Annotated in this window: 16 protein-coding genes; 8 read left to right on the forward strand and 8 right to left on the reverse strand. The window is 43.6% G+C overall.

Annotated elements, in window-relative coordinates; genetic code table 11:
- Positions 1-21: 21 nt before the first annotated feature.
- The 3 genes from LFX17_RS00170 (at position 22) to LFX17_RS00180 (ending at position 3,715) form a co-directional block, all read left to right on the forward strand.
- On the forward strand, positions 22-528 hold the full coding sequence (locus LFX17_RS00170) for a hypothetical protein (RefSeq protein ID WP_238744565.1): 507 nt from the start codon (positions 22-24) through the stop codon (positions 526-528).
- A gap of 1 nt (position 529) precedes the next feature.
- Positions 530-2,146 (forward strand): GMC family oxidoreductase N-terminal domain-containing protein, encoded by a 1,617-nt coding sequence (locus LFX17_RS00175; RefSeq protein ID WP_238744566.1) that lies wholly within the window; start codon positions 530-532, stop codon positions 2,144-2,146.
- A gap of 63 nt (positions 2,147-2,209) precedes the next feature.
- The gene (locus LFX17_RS00180) at positions 2,210-3,715 is read left to right on the forward strand and encodes a tetratricopeptide repeat protein (RefSeq protein ID WP_238728305.1); all 1,506 of its coding nucleotides are present in this window, start codon (positions 2,210-2,212) and stop codon (positions 3,713-3,715) included.
- A 122-nt stretch (positions 3,716-3,837) separates the two neighbouring features.
- Here LFX17_RS00180 and LFX17_RS00185 read toward each other — a convergent pair whose 3' ends face one another.
- From LFX17_RS00185 to LFX17_RS00200, 4 genes are read right to left on the reverse strand one after another with little or no spacing between them, the layout of a single operon-like run.
- The gene (locus LFX17_RS00185) at positions 3,838-4,548 is read right to left on the reverse strand and encodes a type I 3-dehydroquinate dehydratase (protein WP_238744567.1); all 711 of its coding nucleotides are present in this window, start codon (positions 4,546-4,548) and stop codon (positions 3,838-3,840) included.
- Positions 4,549-4,550: 2 nt separating this feature from the next.
- The gene (locus tag LFX17_RS00190; protein WP_238744568.1) at positions 4,551-5,519 is read right to left on the reverse strand and encodes a KpsF/GutQ family sugar-phosphate isomerase; all 969 of its coding nucleotides are present in this window, start codon (positions 5,517-5,519) and stop codon (positions 4,551-4,553) included.
- Entirely contained in the window at positions 5,503-6,042 is a 540-nt protein-coding gene (locus tag LFX17_RS00195; RefSeq protein WP_238728308.1) for a UpxY family transcription antiterminator, read from the reverse strand. Before LFX17_RS00195 ends, LFX17_RS00190 begins: the two co-directional genes overlap by 17 nt.
- The gene (locus LFX17_RS00200; protein WP_238744569.1) at positions 6,026-6,505 is read right to left on the reverse strand and encodes an LIC_10042 family TonB-like protein; all 480 of its coding nucleotides are present in this window, start codon (positions 6,503-6,505) and stop codon (positions 6,026-6,028) included. The genes LFX17_RS00195 and LFX17_RS00200 overlap by 17 nt, the downstream gene beginning before the upstream one ends.
- A gap of 499 nt (positions 6,506-7,004) precedes the next feature.
- Between LFX17_RS00200 and LFX17_RS00205 the strand changes: the two genes are divergently transcribed.
- The 4 genes from LFX17_RS00205 (at position 7,005) to LFX17_RS00220 (ending at position 11,933) form a co-directional block, all read left to right on the forward strand.
- Complete coding sequence (locus LFX17_RS00205) at positions 7,005-8,699, forward strand: methyl-accepting chemotaxis protein (protein ID WP_238728310.1); 1,695 nt, start codon at positions 7,005-7,007, stop codon at positions 8,697-8,699.
- Positions 8,700-8,864: 165 nt separating this feature from the next.
- Complete coding sequence (locus LFX17_RS00210; protein ID WP_238728311.1) at positions 8,865-9,743, forward strand: M50 family metallopeptidase; 879 nt, start codon at positions 8,865-8,867, stop codon at positions 9,741-9,743.
- On the forward strand, positions 9,740-10,678 hold the full coding sequence (locus LFX17_RS00215; RefSeq protein ID WP_238728312.1) for a UDP-glucuronic acid decarboxylase family protein: 939 nt from the start codon (positions 9,740-9,742) through the stop codon (positions 10,676-10,678). The genes LFX17_RS00210 and LFX17_RS00215 overlap by 4 nt, the downstream gene beginning before the upstream one ends.
- A gap of 79 nt (positions 10,679-10,757) precedes the next feature.
- The gene (locus LFX17_RS00220; protein ID WP_238728313.1) at positions 10,758-11,933 is read left to right on the forward strand and encodes a Re/Si-specific NAD(P)(+) transhydrogenase subunit alpha; all 1,176 of its coding nucleotides are present in this window, start codon (positions 10,758-10,760) and stop codon (positions 11,931-11,933) included.
- Here the strand turns inward: LFX17_RS00220 and LFX17_RS00225 are convergent.
- The 4 genes from LFX17_RS00225 to LFX17_RS00240 are packed head-to-tail and all read right to left on the reverse strand — an operon-like array spanning position 11,892 to position 16,972.
- Entirely contained in the window at positions 11,892-12,428 is a 537-nt protein-coding gene (locus LFX17_RS00225; protein ID WP_238728314.1) for a phosphatase PAP2 family protein, read from the reverse strand. The genes LFX17_RS00220 and LFX17_RS00225 overlap by 42 nt on opposite strands.
- A complete protein-coding gene (hisS, locus tag LFX17_RS00230) occupies positions 12,425-13,744 on the reverse strand; it encodes a histidine--tRNA ligase (protein WP_238744570.1) in 1,320 nt (439 codons plus the stop codon). The genes LFX17_RS00225 and hisS overlap by 4 nt, the downstream gene beginning before the upstream one ends.
- Positions 13,745-13,750: 6 nt before the next feature.
- The gene (locus tag LFX17_RS00235; RefSeq protein ID WP_238744571.1) at positions 13,751-14,899 is read right to left on the reverse strand and encodes a DUF1577 domain-containing protein; all 1,149 of its coding nucleotides are present in this window, start codon (positions 14,897-14,899) and stop codon (positions 13,751-13,753) included.
- Positions 14,900-14,908: 9 nt separating this feature from the next.
- Positions 14,909-16,972: an OmpA family protein gene (locus LFX17_RS00240; RefSeq protein WP_238744572.1), complete on the reverse strand. Its 2,064-nt coding sequence runs from the start codon at positions 16,970-16,972 to the stop codon at positions 14,909-14,911.
- A gap of 94 nt (positions 16,973-17,066) precedes the next feature.
- Between LFX17_RS00240 and folP the strand changes: the two genes are divergently transcribed.
- A complete protein-coding gene (folP, locus tag LFX17_RS00245) occupies positions 17,067-17,912 on the forward strand; it encodes a dihydropteroate synthase (protein ID WP_238744573.1) in 846 nt (281 codons plus the stop codon).
- The last annotated feature ends 191 nt before the right edge of the window (positions 17,913-18,103 follow it).

Here is an 18,103-nt window from a genome sequence, read left to right on the forward strand (position 1 = left end):
AACGACAAACGGGAGGTGAACTTGGAGCTGTTTCTGCAAGAGTCGATTCCTCGGAGTCGATTTTTAAAACTAAGTTTAAAATTTTTGGCCGTGACCGCGTTCGTTCTTCCGGGAATGACCGCGTGTACCAACGGTTCGATTCCCAGATTGCGCGGATTGAAAGACGATGCCTATCTTGCTTTCAAATCTTTGGGAGAAGTTTTTCTCAAAGGAAATCCGATCCCCGATTTTGATCTGGGTGTTGCGGTCGATGATTACGTATATGGTCATCCGACTCCGATCGATACGGAAAGCGTGATTCTTCTTTTGGGGATGATTCCTTCTTCCACTCTTGCCGCGCTTGCGTTGGATTTTTCCTTCAAACCCATGACTTCTCTGAGCGTGGAAGAACGAGAAAAACGTCTGTTGTCTTGGAAAACTTCCTCACTCGGTTTGAAACGAGGCGCGTATTCGATCATGAGACAGATCGCATTCTTCCTCGTTTCAAAAGACAAAAGAATTCAAACATTAGCGGGATACGAGGGTTAATATGGGCGGAATTCCAGCGGCGAATGATAAAATCATCACTCCTAAAAAACACCAAGAGATTATCGAAAGAGAGAATATCAAAAACGGAACTTGGGAACTCATAGCCGACGCAGTTGTGATCGGTTCCGGCGCGGGCGGTGCGGTTGCGGCGGCCACTCTTGCTAAGAACGGTTGGAACACGGTTCTTATCGAAGAAGGTTCTTACTTTACTCCGGCTCAGTTCAGCGGGGACGAGTTCTTATCCTCGGCACGATTGTATCGCGACGCGGGTTTTATTATTTCGGAAGAACAGACGTTGAGCATTCTTCAGGGAAGAACCGTGGGCGGTTCCACGACCGTAAACTGGCAGACATCCTTATATCCTCCCGACTACGTAACCGCGGAATGGGATAAACGATTCGGTTTGAAAGGATATTCGAGACAAGATATGGATCCGTTCGTTTCTTCCGTACATGAAAGACTCGGCGTTCATCCGGTTCCTCAAAATCTCATCAATGCGAATAACAATACATTGATGAAGGGTGGAAAGGCTTTGGGCCTCCATCCCGAAGTTTTGAACAACAATAACCGAGGTTGTATCGGTCTGGGCCGTTGCGGATTGGGTTGTCCGATCAATGCGAAACAATCCATGTTCTTAACGTATATTCCCGATGCGATCGAAGCGGGTGCGACCGTGATCGCGAACATGAAAGCGCAGGTTATTCACGACGGAACAACGAAAGTCGTGGTCGCGGAATTCACTCCCGATCCGTACGAAAAAGCTCCGGATACTGTGATTAAAAAAGTAAAAGTTACCGCGAAGGTCGTCGTGGTCAGCGCGGGTGCAATCGAAGGTCCGGCGCTTTTGCAAAGATCCGGTTTAGGAAACGATTGGGTGGGAAGAAATTTGAAAGTTCATCCGACCAGCACCATCTTCGCGGTGTTCGACGAGAAGATCAATATGTTCTCCGGTCCGCCTCAATCCGCCGTGATCAAAGACGGCCACAACCAAAACAATACCGGTTACGGATTTTGGCTGGAAGTCGCACCGTTCCGACCCACGTTAGCCGCTTCTTTGATTCCGTATTATGGAAAACAACAATTCGATCAGATTCAAAGATATTCGAACATGAGCGCGGGGATCGTTCTTGTTCGTGACGGATCGGATGGAGAAGCGAACGCTTCCGTAAAATGGTCCTTAGGTTCTAGAAAGGTTTACTTTGAACTGACGCCGGGCGACGGTAAGAATATGCTCCGCGGTTTAAAGATGTTGGCGGAAGTACAAGCGGCCGCGGGAGCGAAAGAATTGATCTTTCCTTTTCCCGATATGGATGCTCCTTTTCCTGTGGATCGAAACACGAAGTTCGATTGGATTCTTGAAAAAAAATTCAATCCGGGAAGTTTACTCGTAGGTTCGGCGCATCCTCATGGTTCGATCCAAGCCGCGGATTCTCCCGAAAAAGGAGCCGTGGACCCGAATCTGGAATTGTATGGTCATAAAAATATTTTTGTGATCGATGCTTCCGTCTATCCTACCGGTCTTTCGGTCAATCCTCAGATTACAACGATGAGTTTGGCGCTCAGAGCATCGGAGTCGCTCGCGTCGAAAAGACAGGAAAAATTAGGAAATTTATTATAAACCAGTCAGGAGAGGGGTTGCAAATTCACTTTTAAAAAAGACTTCCTCTCCGAAACTGGTCCTATGGGCTTGCGGATTTTTCTTTTTTCAGTTCTTTTGTGTTCCATTTCAACTTCGTTGTACGCGGATTTGAAAGAAGGAAAGAAAGCGTATGCGAAAAAAGATTTTTCCAAGGCCATGGATGAGTTCCAAAAGTTCAACAATGCAAATCCTTCTTCCGGAGAAGCGTGGATGTACATGGGATATATCTACGAATATAGAAGGGATTATCCGAAGTCCATTCAGGCGTTCAAGAAAGCAGTCGGTCTAAATCTACCGAAAAAAGATTTGGTAAACTGTTATCAGAAGATCATTCTCTATTTCAATTATCAAAGAGATTATCACGAAGTTATCGCGTATTCCAATCGTTTGTTGAGAATCGATCCGGATCTAACTCACATTCAAAAAATCAGATCCACCGCGGAGGAAAGGCTTTCGTCCGGCCACGTAGTTCATCATCGCCCCAAAAAACAGACAACGGAAGAACCGGAAACAAGCGGTCCGAGTACGGAAGAAGAATATCTTAAAATTCTAAAGAAAGAACCCGGGGACGAATCGGCGCGCTGGAATCTTTCCCTAATCTACGCGAATCGCAAAGAGTTTCAAAAAGCGGAAATTTTATTGGAAGGACTTGTCAAAGACTTTCCCGAAAAACACGATTATCTGTATAAATACGGCGTGATTCTTATCCGTTTAGAGAAGTATCAGGAAGCTCTTCGCATATTGGATAAGCTCGAGGATAAAATCGGAAGCGGCAGTCCGAAAATGTTGTATTATGCAAATCTAAATCAAGCCGTTGCATATCACAAAATGAAACGATACGAAGAAGCCGCGAAGTATTACAGAAAATCCTATGCGGTTAATACGACGGTTCAGCCTTTGATCGGATTGACCAAACTTAAGTACGAAGTCAAAGATTGCGAAAATGCGATCAAAACGGCGGAAAAAGCGCTCGAATTCGGCGAAAGGACACATGAGATTCGCATGTATCTCGCACTTTGTAAAATTCAAAATAAAGAAGAAACCGAAGGTTATACGATCCTTAAAGAGATCGCTTCCAAACTGGAAAAGGAAAACCCCGAATTTAAGAATCTTCCCGACGTTTACAACGACGGGATTTTGAAACTCGCCCGTTATTATACCAATCACGGAGAATACGAAAAAGCTCTTCGCTATTTTCACTCCGTTCAATCTTCGGAGGAAGAAGAGCGCGAATATCGATTTTATCTCGGAAAGGCTTACTACTACACTGGAAAGATCGATCAGGCGATTCTTATGTTGGAAAAGGTCGGCGGTTCTTCGGGAGCGTATTATCTGTTGGCAAAATGTTATGCGAACAAGGACGACCTTGAAAAGACGATGGAGTACATTCGTAAGGCGGCGAATATGAAACCGGCGATTTGGGCCGCCGCCGCGGAAGAGAAAGAATTCGATCGGTTTAAGGAAAAGTCCTTGTTTAAATCTTTTTTAGAATCCAAAGGCGGCGATAAAGAGAAGAATCAGGATTCTCAGGCACTCGATAAAACCTGATTTTACGTACTGGAAATCCGCTTGAACGTTCGGCGCGAATCGACTCAAACACCCAGCGGCGAACCGTATTGACTTTATCGGTTATCGAAAGAATTCAATTCCCATAAAGCGACTTTGCCGAGTTACTGCGAGCTTCTTAGCCGATGCAAAGAATTCAAATCGACCTGACCGGGAGCCTTCGGTTCTGTCAAACAGCAATACGTAAAAATCGAGCCGAAGAAATCTGGAAAAACCCTCGATATAACTCCCATCGGACCCATACAAATCCCCGTCAAAAACACATTCAAATTTTTATATTCGTTTGCGATCGAGCGAAAGGAAGTTAAAAAATCGGTGAGTTCGCTCACCGAATTCGGGAAGACCGCGAATTTATAAACTAACGGAAGAATTCCTTCGTATTTTTTCTTTCCATCCAAATAAGGATCCTTACGGACCCAATCCCGCAATTCCTGTTCGGATAAAATACCGTCGAATTTGTGAACGGATCGGACCAATCCGAAACCTCTATCCGCGTGTGATCCGAAAAGGTCGTTGGATCGATTCAACTCCAGATCGAGATAGTGCTCTTTCGGATCGATCGAGTTTATCACATTCTGAAAATCTAATTCATTCTCTTTGGAAGCCGTTGTTTGATCCGTATCTCCGGCCTGTCTGTAAGTAAAAACGCACTTCGCGTTCAATTCTTTGATTTTGTCGCTCAGCCTTGTTCGAATGCTTTCAGGTGAAAATAAATCCAAACGAATTTCGATCCAATCGCAAGCGGGATGTTCTTTGAGAGAAAAAAATTCATTCTCACTGACGGTAAGAACGACTTTAAATTCCCGTGGATTCATAATTAGAGACCTTTTTGCAAAAGATCGTGTATGGAAACGATTCCGATCAACTTCTGCGATTCGTCCACGATCGGAGCCACTGAAATCGGACTTGGTCTGGATTCCATTTGTTTTAGTACGTCGTACGCGTTTGAACCGGATTGAAACGTGGTCGGCTTGGAGTTCATAAGTTGTTCAGCCGTAATCGAAGAATCCAACTTACCTTCTTTCAATTTTTTGCGGATATCAAAGTCGGTAATGATTCCCAAAAGTTTTCCTGACGAATCCGTAACTCCGGTCGCGCCTTGTCTTTTGACGGTGATCTCGGTTAGAATTTCGTCCAGCAAGGTGTTCGGAGAAACCTTTGCAAGATCCTTTTCCTTACGCATGACATCGTCGATTTTCAAACTCAGGCGTTTGCCGAGTCTTCCCGCCGGATGATAAAGTGCGAAATCTTCTTTTTTGAAATCCTTCAGCTCCATCAAACACATTGCGATCGCATCGCCTAAAATCAAGGCGATCGTTGTGCTGGAAGTCGGAGCGAGTTCCAGCGGACAAGCTTCCTTTAAAACGGGAGTGATCAAAACGACATCGGATTCCTTTGCAAGACGGGATTCTACGTTAGCCGTCATCGAAATCAATTTTGCGCCGATGTTTTTGATCGTGGGAATGAGATTCAACAGTTCTTCGCTTTCGCCGGATTTTCCGATCGCGACGATCACGTCTTCTGCGGAAATAATTCCCGCGTCACCGTGCGCAGCATCGGCAGGATGTAAAAAAACGGATGGAGTTCCGGTGGAAGAAAGAGTGGATGAAATTTTTTTGCCCACGTCTCCGGACTTGCCGACTCCGGTTACGATCAATTTTCCTTTGGATTGAAGGATCAATTCGATTGCCGTCTTGATAGACGGGTCCAAGTTTTTTCTAAAATGGAGAATGGATTCTATCTCCGTATCGATCGCTTTTTCTATCTTCTCAAAAATTGGATCCAAGGTTTTCCTCCAGTTTTAACGTTTTTATATCGAGAGTCACCGAAGTCATCAAATTCATTCCCGGAAATTTAACGATGATCTGCTCCTCATTCTTACGCGATATGACTTCGGCCTTGTATCCGGTAAACGGCCCTTCTTGGATAAGAACTTTTTTTCCGGGGGAAAGTTTTTCCTGAATTTCGATTTGAATCTTGTCCGGATATGTTTCCAGAAATGATTTCACTAAATTGAGATCCTCGTCCGGAATCACATACGGTTTTCCATCGTAAAAAACGAAATGATGTGCGCCGGGTAGCTGGAGAACTTTAACTTTGTCTTGATAGAACGAAATCTTTACGAAGATATAAGAAGGATACATCGGTTCTTCAACGACTTTCCAACGATCGGACCACTTTTTCTTTTTAGAAAGAAGCGGAAGAAAACATTCGATCTTTCTTTCCTGAAACAATCGTTTGAGCTTTTTTTCGGCTCTTGGATTGGTATAAAGAACATACCACTCGTTGACTTCAGAATTCTCTTTCATCTACTTTAAAGGAAACCGGAATAATTAGGTTTGTTCCTTCGTTGAGATCGAATTTCCAAGTTTTCAACGCTCTTTGAAATTCGACGTCGAATATCGAATATCGACAAGGTTGAATGGTCCTGAGAATTTCTCCCTTTCCGTCAGATTTTATTTTCACTTCCCAAGAACAATCCGATTCCAGTCTTTGATCCAGCGCGCCTTGCGGAAAGTGGATTTCGTTTTTAAATTTTTCGATTTCTTTTTGTAAGGTCCCTTCCGCGCTCGAATTTTCGGACGGGGTCGTTTCCGATCTCTGACCTACGCCTTCCTTGGAAAGGCTGAGCGTAACGTTTGGGGTTGCGCCCCTTTTTAAAAAAATCTTAAGATCGGCGATCGATTCGGATTTAAAGAGCGGTATAAAGAAAAACAAAAATATTAGAATATGAAAGAAGCCGGAAGCGAGAAAAGAAAGGCGAATGCTCACAAGTCCATTCTTTCGAATTCGTTCTCCAAAGGCAATCGATACCCGGGAAGACTCGGTAGAGATTTGATCGTCATTTATAAAAATCTTTCCAAATTCAGGTCAATCTTTTTGATTCACAGAAAAAAGAGTTAAGTCGGATTTGAAGCTAAGCAGGAAATCCGAATTCTTTCCAAAATTACGTCCTTGATGCAAACTCTGCGTTCTACTTTGAGTTACTTAACGGATCTGAACCGTCCTAAATCCTTGTTCCCTAAATGGAATATAAGAACTCGTCCTAAACCGGGGCAGGTTTTTTTAGCTCGATCTTTCTGACAAAGTAAACCGAAGTTTTGCGGCCCGCACTAAGTAATTCGGAGTATATTCAATTTTCATTGAATTCTCCGTATCGTTTACTTTCCTTTCGTTTATTATTAGACACCGTACGCTTTTTAAATATGATCCAAAATTCTTCTTTAAGCCGATCCGCGCTTAGTTTGCGATGGAAATGGAGGAGCTTTGAATGAGAAAAAATCTCCCTATTACGAATAAAGAATTAGAGATTCCCCCGGCTGCGGTATTGATTTCGCGTACAGATACGAAAGGAAGAATTTCCTACGTTAGTCAGGATTTCGCGGATATCAGCGGCTTTAGTGAAAAGGAAATGTTGGGCGAACCGCACAACCTGATCCGCCATCCGGATGTTCCGGCGGAGGTGTATCGGGAAATGTGGGAAACGATTCAAAGCGGCAATCCATGGAGCGGCGTGGTTAAGAACCGTGCCAAATCAGGAGATCATTATTGGGTAGATGCGACGATTACTCCGGTGATGAGCGAAGGGATTGTTTCGGGTTTTATGTCCGTTCGAAAAAAAGCGACTCGGAAACAAATCGCTACGGCAGAAATTCTTTTTAAAGAGCTCCATGATACGAATTCGATTTCAATAAAGATAAAAACGAGATTTCAGATCTTATCCAAAAAATTGGGATTAGCCGGAAAAATCTTCACCTATGCTTTGCTTGTATTCGTTCCGCTCTTGTTTGCGAATATAGAATGGATTCATAGTGGAATGATGTTGCTCCCTTTGATCGGAATTCTTTGCGGAACGTTAGGAATTGTTTTTCTAATCGGGACAATTTTGGGTTATCGAAAGGAGATACGGGAAATCATTGCGATTCAGAAAGACATCGTATCGGGGAATTTTCTTTTAGAGATTCCCGCTCGGAAACAAAATTCCGAAATTGCCGAAGTGTATTCTTCATTGAGAGTTCTCGTGATCAGCGTTTGGGGATTGTTGGTTCAGATCAAAGAAAATTTCGAAAAGAATCAGGAACTTTATCAATATCTTTCCCAGTCCACCGAGCAATTCCAATCGAAGACGCATACGCAGGCCGCTTCCGTAGAAGAAACCGCATCGGCTTCTCAGGAATTGTCGTCTACAATGGACGAGATCGTCAAATCGATTCATCTTCAGTCATCCGGCTTGAATGCGATCAACGAAGGAATCGGAAAGGTGACAGAATCGATTCAGAAAGTTTCCAAATCAATGGACGATCTTTCCTTTCAAACTTCTTCTGTAAAACAAAAAGCTTCTCAGAGCGAAGAGACGTTCGGAAGAGCTATTTTGGCAATGGATGAAATCAAGGAATACTCGAACGGAATTTCTAAGATCATCAGCATCATTACTTCCATTTCGGAAAAAACGAATCTTCTCGCGTTAAACGCTTCTATCGAATCTGCAAGAGCGGGCGAAGCGGGAAAAGGTTTCAGCGTGGTCGCGGAAGAAATTTCAAAGCTCGCCGATCAAACACGAAACTCAATTAAGGATATCGTGAGTCTGATCGGAAACACCGCCAAAGCGGTTGACTTCGGCGCAGAAAAATTTCAAGAGTCTTTATCCATCGTGAAAGAACTTACGGATTATATCGGCGAAGTGAATTCTTCCGCTACGATCGTAACGGCATCCTTAGCGGCGCAAGCGGAAAAATTAAACGAAATACGAAAGAACACCGATCAAGTCGATCGACTCGGTGCAACGGTGAACGAATCCTCCGGTTTTCAGAAAACCGCTTCCGATGAAATTTCTTTATCGATGCAGACGATCTCCGATAGTTCCGAGTCCATTGCGAGAACCTCCGAAGAAATTAAACATACCGTTGACGAATCGGTTTTGAAAGCGGCAAAGCTGCGGGAGATCTTAAAACATTTTAGAACATAACTTCGCGACCCTTAGGGAGCGAAGTTCGAGTTAACTTATTCGACTCGGTCGATCTAATTCGGTTTAATCTGCATGATCCGCTTATCTTTTTAATAAAGGAAAACTAAACTTACCCTGCGTGGTAAATTCTCTCGAAAATGTAAAAATCTGCCGATAATGAGATCGATGGAGAATCGATTTCTCAGGCTGACGATTTTTATTTCGATCGCGATTACGCTTTTTTCTTTTTGGGATCATCACCTTGTCAGTTATCTGAAAGACTTCATCGTTTTCATTCATGAGATCGGTCACGCGATTGCGGCTCTTTTAACGGGCGGCTCGGTTCATGCGATCGAACTGCACGGAAACGAATCCGGGGAAACGATCGCGATTCCAAGTTCTGGAAAAGGCGCGTTTATTTTTGTCGTGTCCGCCGGTTATCTCGGCTCTTGTTTGATCGGCGGTTTTTTATTGAACCGCGGATTTTCCGGAAAGATGATTCGGCCGACTTTGATTTCGTTCGGAGCGATTCTTTTGCTCATGACCATTTCTTATTCAAAGCCGGGTAACTTGGCGCAATATACGGGAATTCTTTGGGGTTTGAGTTTCGTCTTGCTCGGTCTTTTCAATCTAAGATTGAATCAATTCGTTCTTGTGTTTATCGGAACGAGCATCACTCTATACAGCTTATACGATCTTCTCGATTTTACCGGGAACATCGCTTACACGGACGCGGGCATTATGGCGACGTGGATTACGGGCGCAAATCCCGCGCACGGCGTTCCTAAATCGGTAATTGTTCTGGGATATTTGATTGCTCTCCTCTGGTCTTTTTTTAGCTTATCCATCATATTCGTATCGGTTAAAAGAGTTTTCCAATCGCAGGTTCCGAGTCAGGATTTTCTGCAGGAAGAAGACTCATTCCACTTTCCCGAGGACGGAACTATGGAAGCTCCATTCCCAGGAGAAATAACTCCGGAAGTCATGGAATGGTTTTTCAGCAAAGGCTTGGATCTAAACGGAAAACCTTTGCAGTCGGAATTTTTGGAAAAAGAAGAATCATGAGCAAAAAAAGAATTTTGATCACAGGCGGAGCCGGGTTTATCGGATCCCATCTGTGTGCTAGACTTTTAAACGAAGGAAATGAAGTTATCTGCTTGGATAATCTTCATACGGGAAGAAAGAAGAATATCCAAGATCTTTTCGATCATTCTAAGTTCGAATTTATCAGACATGATATAACCGATCCGATCAAACTCGAAGTCGATCAGATTTACAATATGGCTTGTCCTGCAAGTCCGATTCACTATCAGTCCAATGCGATCAAGACGATCAAAACGAACGTACTGGGAATGATGAATATGCTCGGTCTCGCTAAACGGGTGAAAGCGAGAATTCTCCAGGCCTCCACGAGCGAAGTTTACGGGAACCCTCTCGAACATCCTCAAAAAGAATCTTATTGGGGAAACGTAAACCCGATCGGAATCAGAAGCTGCTACGACGAAGGCAAACGGGTTGCGGAAACTCTCTGCTTCGATTATCAAAGAAATCATAAAGTCGACATTCGGGTAATCCGCATCTTCAACACATACGGTCCGAGAATGCTTCCCGACGACGGAAGAGTTGTCAGTAACTTCATCGTACAAGCCCTCAAAAAAGAAGACATAACACTTTACGGAGAAGGCGATCAAACTCGTTCCTTTTGTTATGTCGACGATCTTGTAGAAGGAATCATCCGAATGATGAACACCGAAAATTTCTCGGGTCCGGTCAACCTCGGAAACGACGGAGAGTTTACGGTTCGCGAATTAGCGGAAATGGTTCTGAAGGAAACGGGTTCTTCCTCCAAGATCATTCATAAACCTTTACCGCAGGACGATCCGGCCCGTAGAAAACCGGACTTAACTCTGGCAAAAAAACATCTTGGATTTGAACCTAAGGTTCCTTTAATCGAAGGAATTCGGAAAACCATCGATTACTTTAAAAATAACTTGGATTAAATTTACGCGAAGAAAATCTGGACGTACTTTACCGAAACGCGTCCGGAAACGCTATTGAATCAATCACCGGGAATAAATTATGAATATTGGAATTCTAAAAGAAGCTAAAGAAGAAACAAGAGTATCCGTAACTCCTGATATCGTCGACGCATTGAAAAAGATTGGAGCAACCGTTCTCGTAGAAAAGGGCGCCGGCGAACAATCTTTCTACCACGACGAAGATTATAAAAAAGCGGGAGCAAGTCTCGTATCCCGTCAGGACGTTCTTAGTAAGTCCAATATCATCGTGAGCATTCATCTCGCAGATCCTGCAACTTTAGCAAAGATTAAATCGGGAACGATCTATCTCGGAATGTTCCAACCTGCGATGAATGCACAAACCATCCAAAAACTCGCGGCTAAAAAAGTCGAAGTTCTGAGCTTGGATGCGATTGCGAGAATCACCAGAGCGCAGTCTATGGACGTGCTTTCTTCTCAGGCGACCGTTGCGGGTTACAAAGCGGTTCTGCTTGCCGCTTCTCATTTAGCTCGTTTTTTCCCGATGCTTACTACCGCAGCGGGAACCATCACTCCGGCTTCCGTTTTGATTATCGGAGCGGGCGTTGCGGGTTTACAAGCGATCGCTTCCAGCAGAAGATTAGGAGCGGTTGTGGACGTGTTCGATACAAGACCGGAAGTGAAGGAACAAGTTCACTCTCTCGGCGCTAAGTTCGTGGAAGTAGAAGGGGCTTCTCACTCTGCGGCGGCCGGCGGTTATGCGGTGGAACAAACCGAAGAATACAAAAAGCGCCAGCAAGAAGCTATCGATAAATACGCACAGAAAGCGGATGTAATCATTACTACCGCCTTGATTCCGGGTAGGAAAGCGCCGTTGCTCATAACGAAAAAAATCGTGGATAACATGAAATCCGGTTCGGTCGTTGTAGACCTCGCCTCTTCCATGGGTGGAAACTGCGAATATACGAAACATGGACAGAACGTAGTAACGCCAAAAGGTGTAACCGTAATCGGTCACAAAAACCTCGCGGGTTCCATTCCGAGCGATGCTTCTAAAATGTTCAGCAAGAACGTTTTAAACTTTCTCAAACTTTTGATTAAGGACAAGAAGATCAATCTCGACTTGAACGATGAGATTCTTTCTTCTACGACGATCACTCACGAAGGCGAGATTCGTCACAAACTTACATTGGATGCATTGGGATCAAAAGCGGGTTCAGGAGCAGCAAAACCGAAGAAGAGCGCTGCCAAGAAATAAACCGGCAAAACCGAAAAACGTTCCGATAATCCAACCGCCGATCACATCGCTTACAAAGTGATGCAGAGAAAGCAGCCTACCGACTCCGGCTAAGAAACTAATCAGAATCAAGGCCGGAGAAAACTGAAACAAAAGCACAAGAATCAAAACCGCAGTCATCGAATTCGCCGCGTGCGCCGACGGAAACGAATGTTTCATGTCCGGATTCGAATCCACTTTGCCGGCAACGGTAATCAACGGTCGTTTTCTCGCAATCAGGCGCTTGAGAAATAAAACGAAGCGGTCGTTTGCATACGTCACAAGTCCGGTAAAAAGCAAAACCCAATACCAAGAAATCGGAAGATCGCTCTTGAAGTAAAGAAACGGAAGAAGAATGATAAGAAAAACTTCTCCGCGATTGATTTTGGAAAGGACGTGACTCAACTTAGGATTGTGGAGATTGGTCCGAATCCAAGTAGAGAGCGAAAAATCGATTTGGTCTACGATTTGTATCAAAGTCGAAAGTCTTTTTTCAGAATATCGGCAAGCCCTTTTCTAGATAGGCTCTTTTGTTCTCCGGAAACAAGGTCCTTGATTTGAACCGTTTCCGAACGAATTTCCGATTCTCCAAGAAACAGTACGTACCGATAACCTTTTTTTTCCGCGACCTGAATTTGTTTTCCAATTTTCGCGGAATCTAACATCGTTTCGGTGAGGATTCCATTCTCGCGAAGTTCTTTGGAAAGTTTGAATGTTTCCACAAAAAGCGCTTCGTCCATGATCGGAAGAAAAACCGTTTTTTCCCTGCTCAAGTCGGGAATCAGATTGTGGCCCTCTAAGAAGTTTTTTAGGGTCACATCGCCCAATCCGAAACCGATTCCTGAAAGTTGTTCTTTGGAAAACAATCCGATGAGATTGTCGTATCTTCCGCCGCCGTACAAGGATCTTCTGTTTTCGGGATTCGTATCGAATACCTCGAAAATACATCCGGTGTAATAATCGAAACCGCGGATGATGGAAGGATCGAATACGAGTTGTTTGTCGACTCCGAGCTCTTTGAGTTCTTTGAATAAGTTTTGAATGAATGAAACGGAATCAGGATCGATTCCAGGAATTTTTGAAACCGTTTCTAGATTAGAAGCGAGATAGGTTTCGATCAAAGCGAGCTGCTCGTCGAAATTGTTCAAGAAAGGTTTAATTTCAGTTTGAAAGGTTTCGGGTGAAATTTTGGATTTTTTATCCAAAAGTTTGGAAACTCCGTGAACTTGATCCTCGTTGAGTTTCAGGGAATTCTTTAAAAAACTATCCAGAAGTTTTCTGTGCGAAACTTTGATTTGATACGATCCGGCGGGCGCTCCGAATCTTTGTAAGATAGAATCTGCGATCAGAAGAATTTCGAGTTCCGCACGGTGCGTGTCCACGCCGAAAAGGTCGACGTTCAACTGCCAGTGTTCGCGGAGTCTTCCTTTGCCCGGTTGTTCGTAACGCCATAGGTTTGGAATGGAAAACCAACGAACGGGACGGGGAAGATTTCTGAGATTTCCCGCGACCATTCTTGCAAGCGTCGGCGTCATTTCGGGACGAATCGCGACTCTTCGTTCTCCCTTGTCTATAAAATCGTATAATTGCCGTTCAACGATCTCTTCTCCGCTTTTGGCTTTGTAAAGATCGAACGACTCGAGGATGGGTCCGTCGTATTCTTGATACCCGAAAGACAAAACGGTTTCCCGCATAACGGAAAACATCCAATTCCGGAGGCGCATTTCCTCCGGATAAAAATCTCTGGTACCTTTGTAGGGCGCTGTGGTTAAAAAGTTCTTCTGATTTTCCAAGGCAAATTACTGAGTCTTAATGAAGTTCATATTTTTCTTCAATAGAGTCATATTTGCCTTAGCATCATTGGAGCCAACTATTTCTGCACCTACGTGATAGATTTCTCCGACTTGGGAAATATGTCGGATATGAAACGCAAATCGCAACGGGGCTTGCATCTTAAAGGTGATATCGGCCGTAAAAATCGGTTTGTGGAGAAAGGATTCGATCAGTTCCGATTCGGTAACTTCCAGAAGAATTCCACCTTCCGAAATGTTCAGAACGTTCTGCCGGACGTCCAAGGATTTTGTGTTGGAATCTCCCATTCTGGAATTGAAAATCTCTTCCATTTCCTTATACAAAGGGATGACCTTATCCGAGATCGGGCCTTCGCTCGATTCGATCACACCCATCGCAAAGATTTGGGCCTCGCCTCCGTTTTGAAAGACGATCGGATAAATAAGAAGAGAACGGGTTTTGCTTCCTTTAAAGAAACGCATTCTTTCTTCGAGGATCAATTCTTCTTGAAGAACTTCTTTGATCGGAAGAAGATCCAAGTTTGCGAATTCCCCCTCCTTACCGGTGTCTAAGAGCGACGTATCCGGGATGTAGATCGGTTTTTTGAATTTTTTTACGAGTTCTTCCTCGGGTGTCAGTTCTTTAGAAGAACTGAATACGAGTTTAGAACTCGGATACATCGCTTTTACCTTGCGGTTCAGATCGTTCAGGATGATTTGTCCGGAAGTTCCGAGTACTTTACTGACTTCTAATTCTTTTCTAGGAATCAGAAATTTATGCGAAATGACTTTACCGATCAGCCCTTCGATGCGAGGAGACATTCTTTGGGTTTTCGCGATCTTAGCGAAAACGGGTTTGCAAACGATTTGAGAATCGGTTTTTTCGATCACTTCGAATCCGATTTCTATGTGTTTGGAAAGAGTTCTATAAAGAACTAGTTCGTCGTCCACGTTCGTAAGTGTGGAGTCGATCGGAAATACGAACGATCCGTCTTCCCGGATTTCCATCGGCTTTAATTCCTGATGGAAAGGCGATTCCTTAACGAGCAAACCCTGAAAGTGAATGTATTCCTTGAGAATATATTTGATCTTATTCAGGTCTTGTATCGTTTCCCAAGACCTGGGAGCCTGCAGATATTTTTGATATTGTACCGTCATGAAAACTCCTTAGAGTTTTCTGAAACCCACTCTTCTATTTTTTGCTCTGCCAGTTTCTGTCTCATTATCAGCTTCCGGTTGCGAATACCAATAGGCTCTGACTTTCATCCGTTTTTCCGAAATCCCCTTAGAAAGAAGATATTCATAAACGTTACGAGCCCTTTTAGCACTCAATCTCGTATTGTATTCTTTCGAGGCTACGTTATCCGTATGTCCCCCGATTTCAATTTTATCGGACGCATTTTTAACAAGATAGTCTACAAGAGGCGCTAGGAACTTTTTGTTCTCGTCCGTGATTTTTGTTTTATTAAATTCGAAGTAAAGTTGTAGATTATAAATCGGATCTACGTCCTTCTCCGCTTTAAGAAAAATAGTCACGGTTCCGTTTTTGGAAATATTTTTTTGAACGATGTTCACGCTCTCGGAAATATATTTCGGAGCGGTCGCAAACAACTCGAAATCGTTTTCCGGCAATTTATTGACTAAAAAGGATTTCTTATCCGCTTCCTGAATCAGAGATTCTCCTTTTCGATTGATCGGTGTAAAAAGTGTGACTTTTGCATCGGAAATAATTTGTTTCGTTGTTGCGTCCGCTACAACCACTTTCATCGCTGCGGAAGTGGAAGTCTGATTGTCTACGGGTTGTTCGACTTTCGTTTCTTCCGTTTTTCCTTCTCCGGTTTTGATGGGAAGAAGCACGTAAGTTCTATAAATCTTTCGATTCTTTCCAATATTACCTCTTAGATCGAGAACGTCTTCCTGAGGATGAAATCCTGGAGAACTGATTTCAACGCGATAAACTCTGCCTGTTTGCAGGTTTGTGGAAAAATTCGACGGTCTTCCTTTTGTGAGATCGCCTCCGATCCGCTTGGAAGTGATTACGTTCGCGGGTTTGTTTCCGTCGTAAATCTTTAACGTGGAATCCAATCCGATCATCGTCTTTTCGGAACCGTCTAAAACCAAACCTTTGAAGTTGAGCGCGTAAGAATTGCGAAGAGATTCCGGAACTTGAAAGCGATAGATGTCGAACTGGCCTTCTCCTCCGGTGCGGTTGGAAGAAATGTAAGCCCAAATTCCGTCCCGATCAAAGCTGATTCCTTCGTTGTCGAATCCTTCCCATTTATCCGTGTTAAACGGTTTTGGAAGAAGCAACAAAGAAGATTGATCCACTTTTGGAACGACATTTTCGTTTTGTTTTGTGGCGGAAGATTCTTCCGATTCTTCTTCGTCTTCCAACATGCTGTCTAACGCGGATTTATATCTGAGAAAGATTCGATAGAGTTTGAATTTCTTTCTTTCATCTTCGCGATTGGAACTGAAATAAAGTTGTTCTCCGTCTTGATGGATAAACGGAAGAATGTCGCTTTCGGAAGAATTGAGAGGCGTTCCTAAATTTTTCGGTTGAGACCAAGTTCCGTTTTTCATATTTCGAACAGAGATCCAAAGATCGAAATCTCCGTAACCGCCCGGACGATCCGATGAAAAGATCAGAAAGTTTCCATCGGGTGAAATCGCAGGCATCTTCTCGTTGAAGTTGGAATTGATTTCGCTGAGATGTTCCGGATCGGTCCATCTTCCGGTCTTCTTATCCTTCACGGTTTTATAAATATTCAAACCTTCAAAGCCGCTACGGTTCACAGCCGTATTGATCGTTGAGGTGAAATAAATTTCGGAAGGCGCGTGATTTGCGTCGAATAAAATCGAAACCCCGCCTTCGAAAGCGTTCGAGTTGAATAAGTTGGGTTTGCGAACGCCGGGAACGGCAGGACGTTTCAATTCTTCCCGAATGTTCTGATTCATGTTTACCGGTTTGGTCCATTCGGCGGGAATTTCTTTGTCCATGTATCGGACGTTTTCGGAAATCCAAAGATCCATTCCGCCTTCGCCGCCCGGTCGATTGGATTGAAACACAACGTATTTGCCGTCAGGGCTGATAATCGGATTGTACTCGTCGTTTTGCGTGTTGAGAGGTTGGCCGAATTGTTTTTCGGGAAGATCCGGCAACGGTTGCGAAAAAACGGGTGCAAGTATGAAGAAAAATAAAAAGAAAATCGATTTCATAAAAGGACGCATGAATCACTCCAAAAAGAATGTAGAAGAGTTGCCGTTTTTAGTTTAAATTCAGGATCTCCCTTAAAGTATCGGTCTTGATTCGGAGTTTTTAAAGATGGAAAGTAAGCAGGATACGAATTCTTCGGAACATTCTCCCGTGATCTTCGGAGTTTTGAACATCACCGAAGATTCGTTTTCGGACGGCGGAAAATATCTGACTCATGCTGCTTCTTTGCAAAAGGCCGAATCCCTTGTGTCTCAAGGCGCAAACGTAATCGATATAGGTGCGCAATCTTCCAATATCCAAGCGGGTTTGGTCGGACCCGAAATCGAATGGGTAAGAATGAAGAATTTGATCCCCGATCTGATCGCAAAGGGAGTTCGCGTTTCCGTTGATTCGTTTCAACCGGAAGTCATTGCTCGTTCCTTGGAAGCCGGAGCCGAATTTATCAATCATATCCGCGGCTTTGTGGATTCGGAATCTGTTCGCGAAATTTCAAAGTTCGCGGGCAGCGATCGAAAATTCATTCTCATGTATTCGCACAATCAATCCAATCGCGCGGAAAAGAATTCTCACCTTACGCCGGATAACGTGATTTTAGAAATCGTCGCATTCTTTCGGGAAAGAAAAAAGACTTTGATTCAAGCGGGAATTTCACAAGAGCAATTGATCTTTGATCCGGGAATGGGATTTTTTCTCAGCCCCGATTTTCAAGTCAGCTTTGAGGTTTTAAGAAGAATCCAAACTCTTAAAGAAGAATTCTCGCCGATGATGGTTTCAGTTACGAAGAAGTCGTTTTTAGGAAACGCACTCGGCGGTTTGGACGTCAACGAACGTGAAATCGCGACCGTAATCGCGGAACTGTATCTTTCCATTCAAAAAGTGGAATATATCAGAACGCACGAACCGAAAAACCTGAAACAAACCTTGCGTATTTGGAACCTTCTTCATTCTTCGTGAAGAATTGCGTTCTATTTTTTCGGAAGTTTACAAGAACTTTTTATATAGGGTTGTTTGTCGGAACAAGTATCAAAGATAGTTGATAGAATGAATTACGACTTTTTGTGCGAGGGGTATTGTGGGAACTCATACGTTTACCGAATCACGGACAAATTTCTGTTCCTCAAATTTGCCCGACAAACATATGATTT

Source organism: Leptospira sanjuanensis (genome assembly GCF_022267375.1).
Taxonomy (GTDB): Bacteria; Spirochaetota; Leptospiria; order Leptospirales; family Leptospiraceae; genus Leptospira; species Leptospira sanjuanensis.

Excerpts from the sequence above, each read along its gene's own strand:
- LFX17_RS00180 (WP_238728305.1), top strand. The coding sequence starts at position 2,210 with ATGGGCTTGCGGATTTTTCTTTTTTCAGTTCTTTTGTGTTCCATTTCA.
- LFX17_RS00210 (WP_238728311.1), top strand. The coding sequence starts at position 8,865 with ATGGAGAATCGATTTCTCAGGCTGACGATTTTTATTTCGATCGCGATT.
- LFX17_RS00235 (WP_238744571.1), bottom strand. The coding sequence starts at position 14,899 with ATGACGGTACAATATCAAAAATATCTGCAGGCTCCCAGGTCTTGGGAA.
- LFX17_RS00215 (WP_238728312.1), top strand. The coding sequence starts at position 9,740 with ATGAGCAAAAAAAGAATTTTGATCACAGGCGGAGCCGGGTTTATCGGA.
- LFX17_RS00175 (WP_238744566.1), top strand. The coding sequence starts at position 530 with ATGGGCGGAATTCCAGCGGCGAATGATAAAATCATCACTCCTAAAAAA.
- LFX17_RS00195 (WP_238728308.1), bottom strand. The coding sequence starts at position 6,042 with ATGAAAGAGAATTCTGAAGTCAACGAGTGGTATGTTCTTTATACCAAT.
- folP (WP_238744573.1), top strand. The coding sequence starts at position 17,067 with ATGGAAAGTAAGCAGGATACGAATTCTTCGGAACATTCTCCCGTGATC.
- LFX17_RS00185 (WP_238744567.1), bottom strand. The coding sequence starts at position 4,548 with ATGAATCCACGGGAATTTAAAGTCGTTCTTACCGTCAGTGAGAATGAA.
- LFX17_RS00220 (WP_238728313.1), top strand. The coding sequence starts at position 10,758 with ATGAATATTGGAATTCTAAAAGAAGCTAAAGAAGAAACAAGAGTATCC.
- LFX17_RS00205 (WP_238728310.1), top strand. The coding sequence starts at position 7,005 with ATGAGAAAAAATCTCCCTATTACGAATAAAGAATTAGAGATTCCCCCG.
- LFX17_RS00240 (WP_238744572.1), bottom strand. The coding sequence starts at position 16,972 with ATGCGTCCTTTTATGAAATCGATTTTCTTTTTATTTTTCTTCATACTT.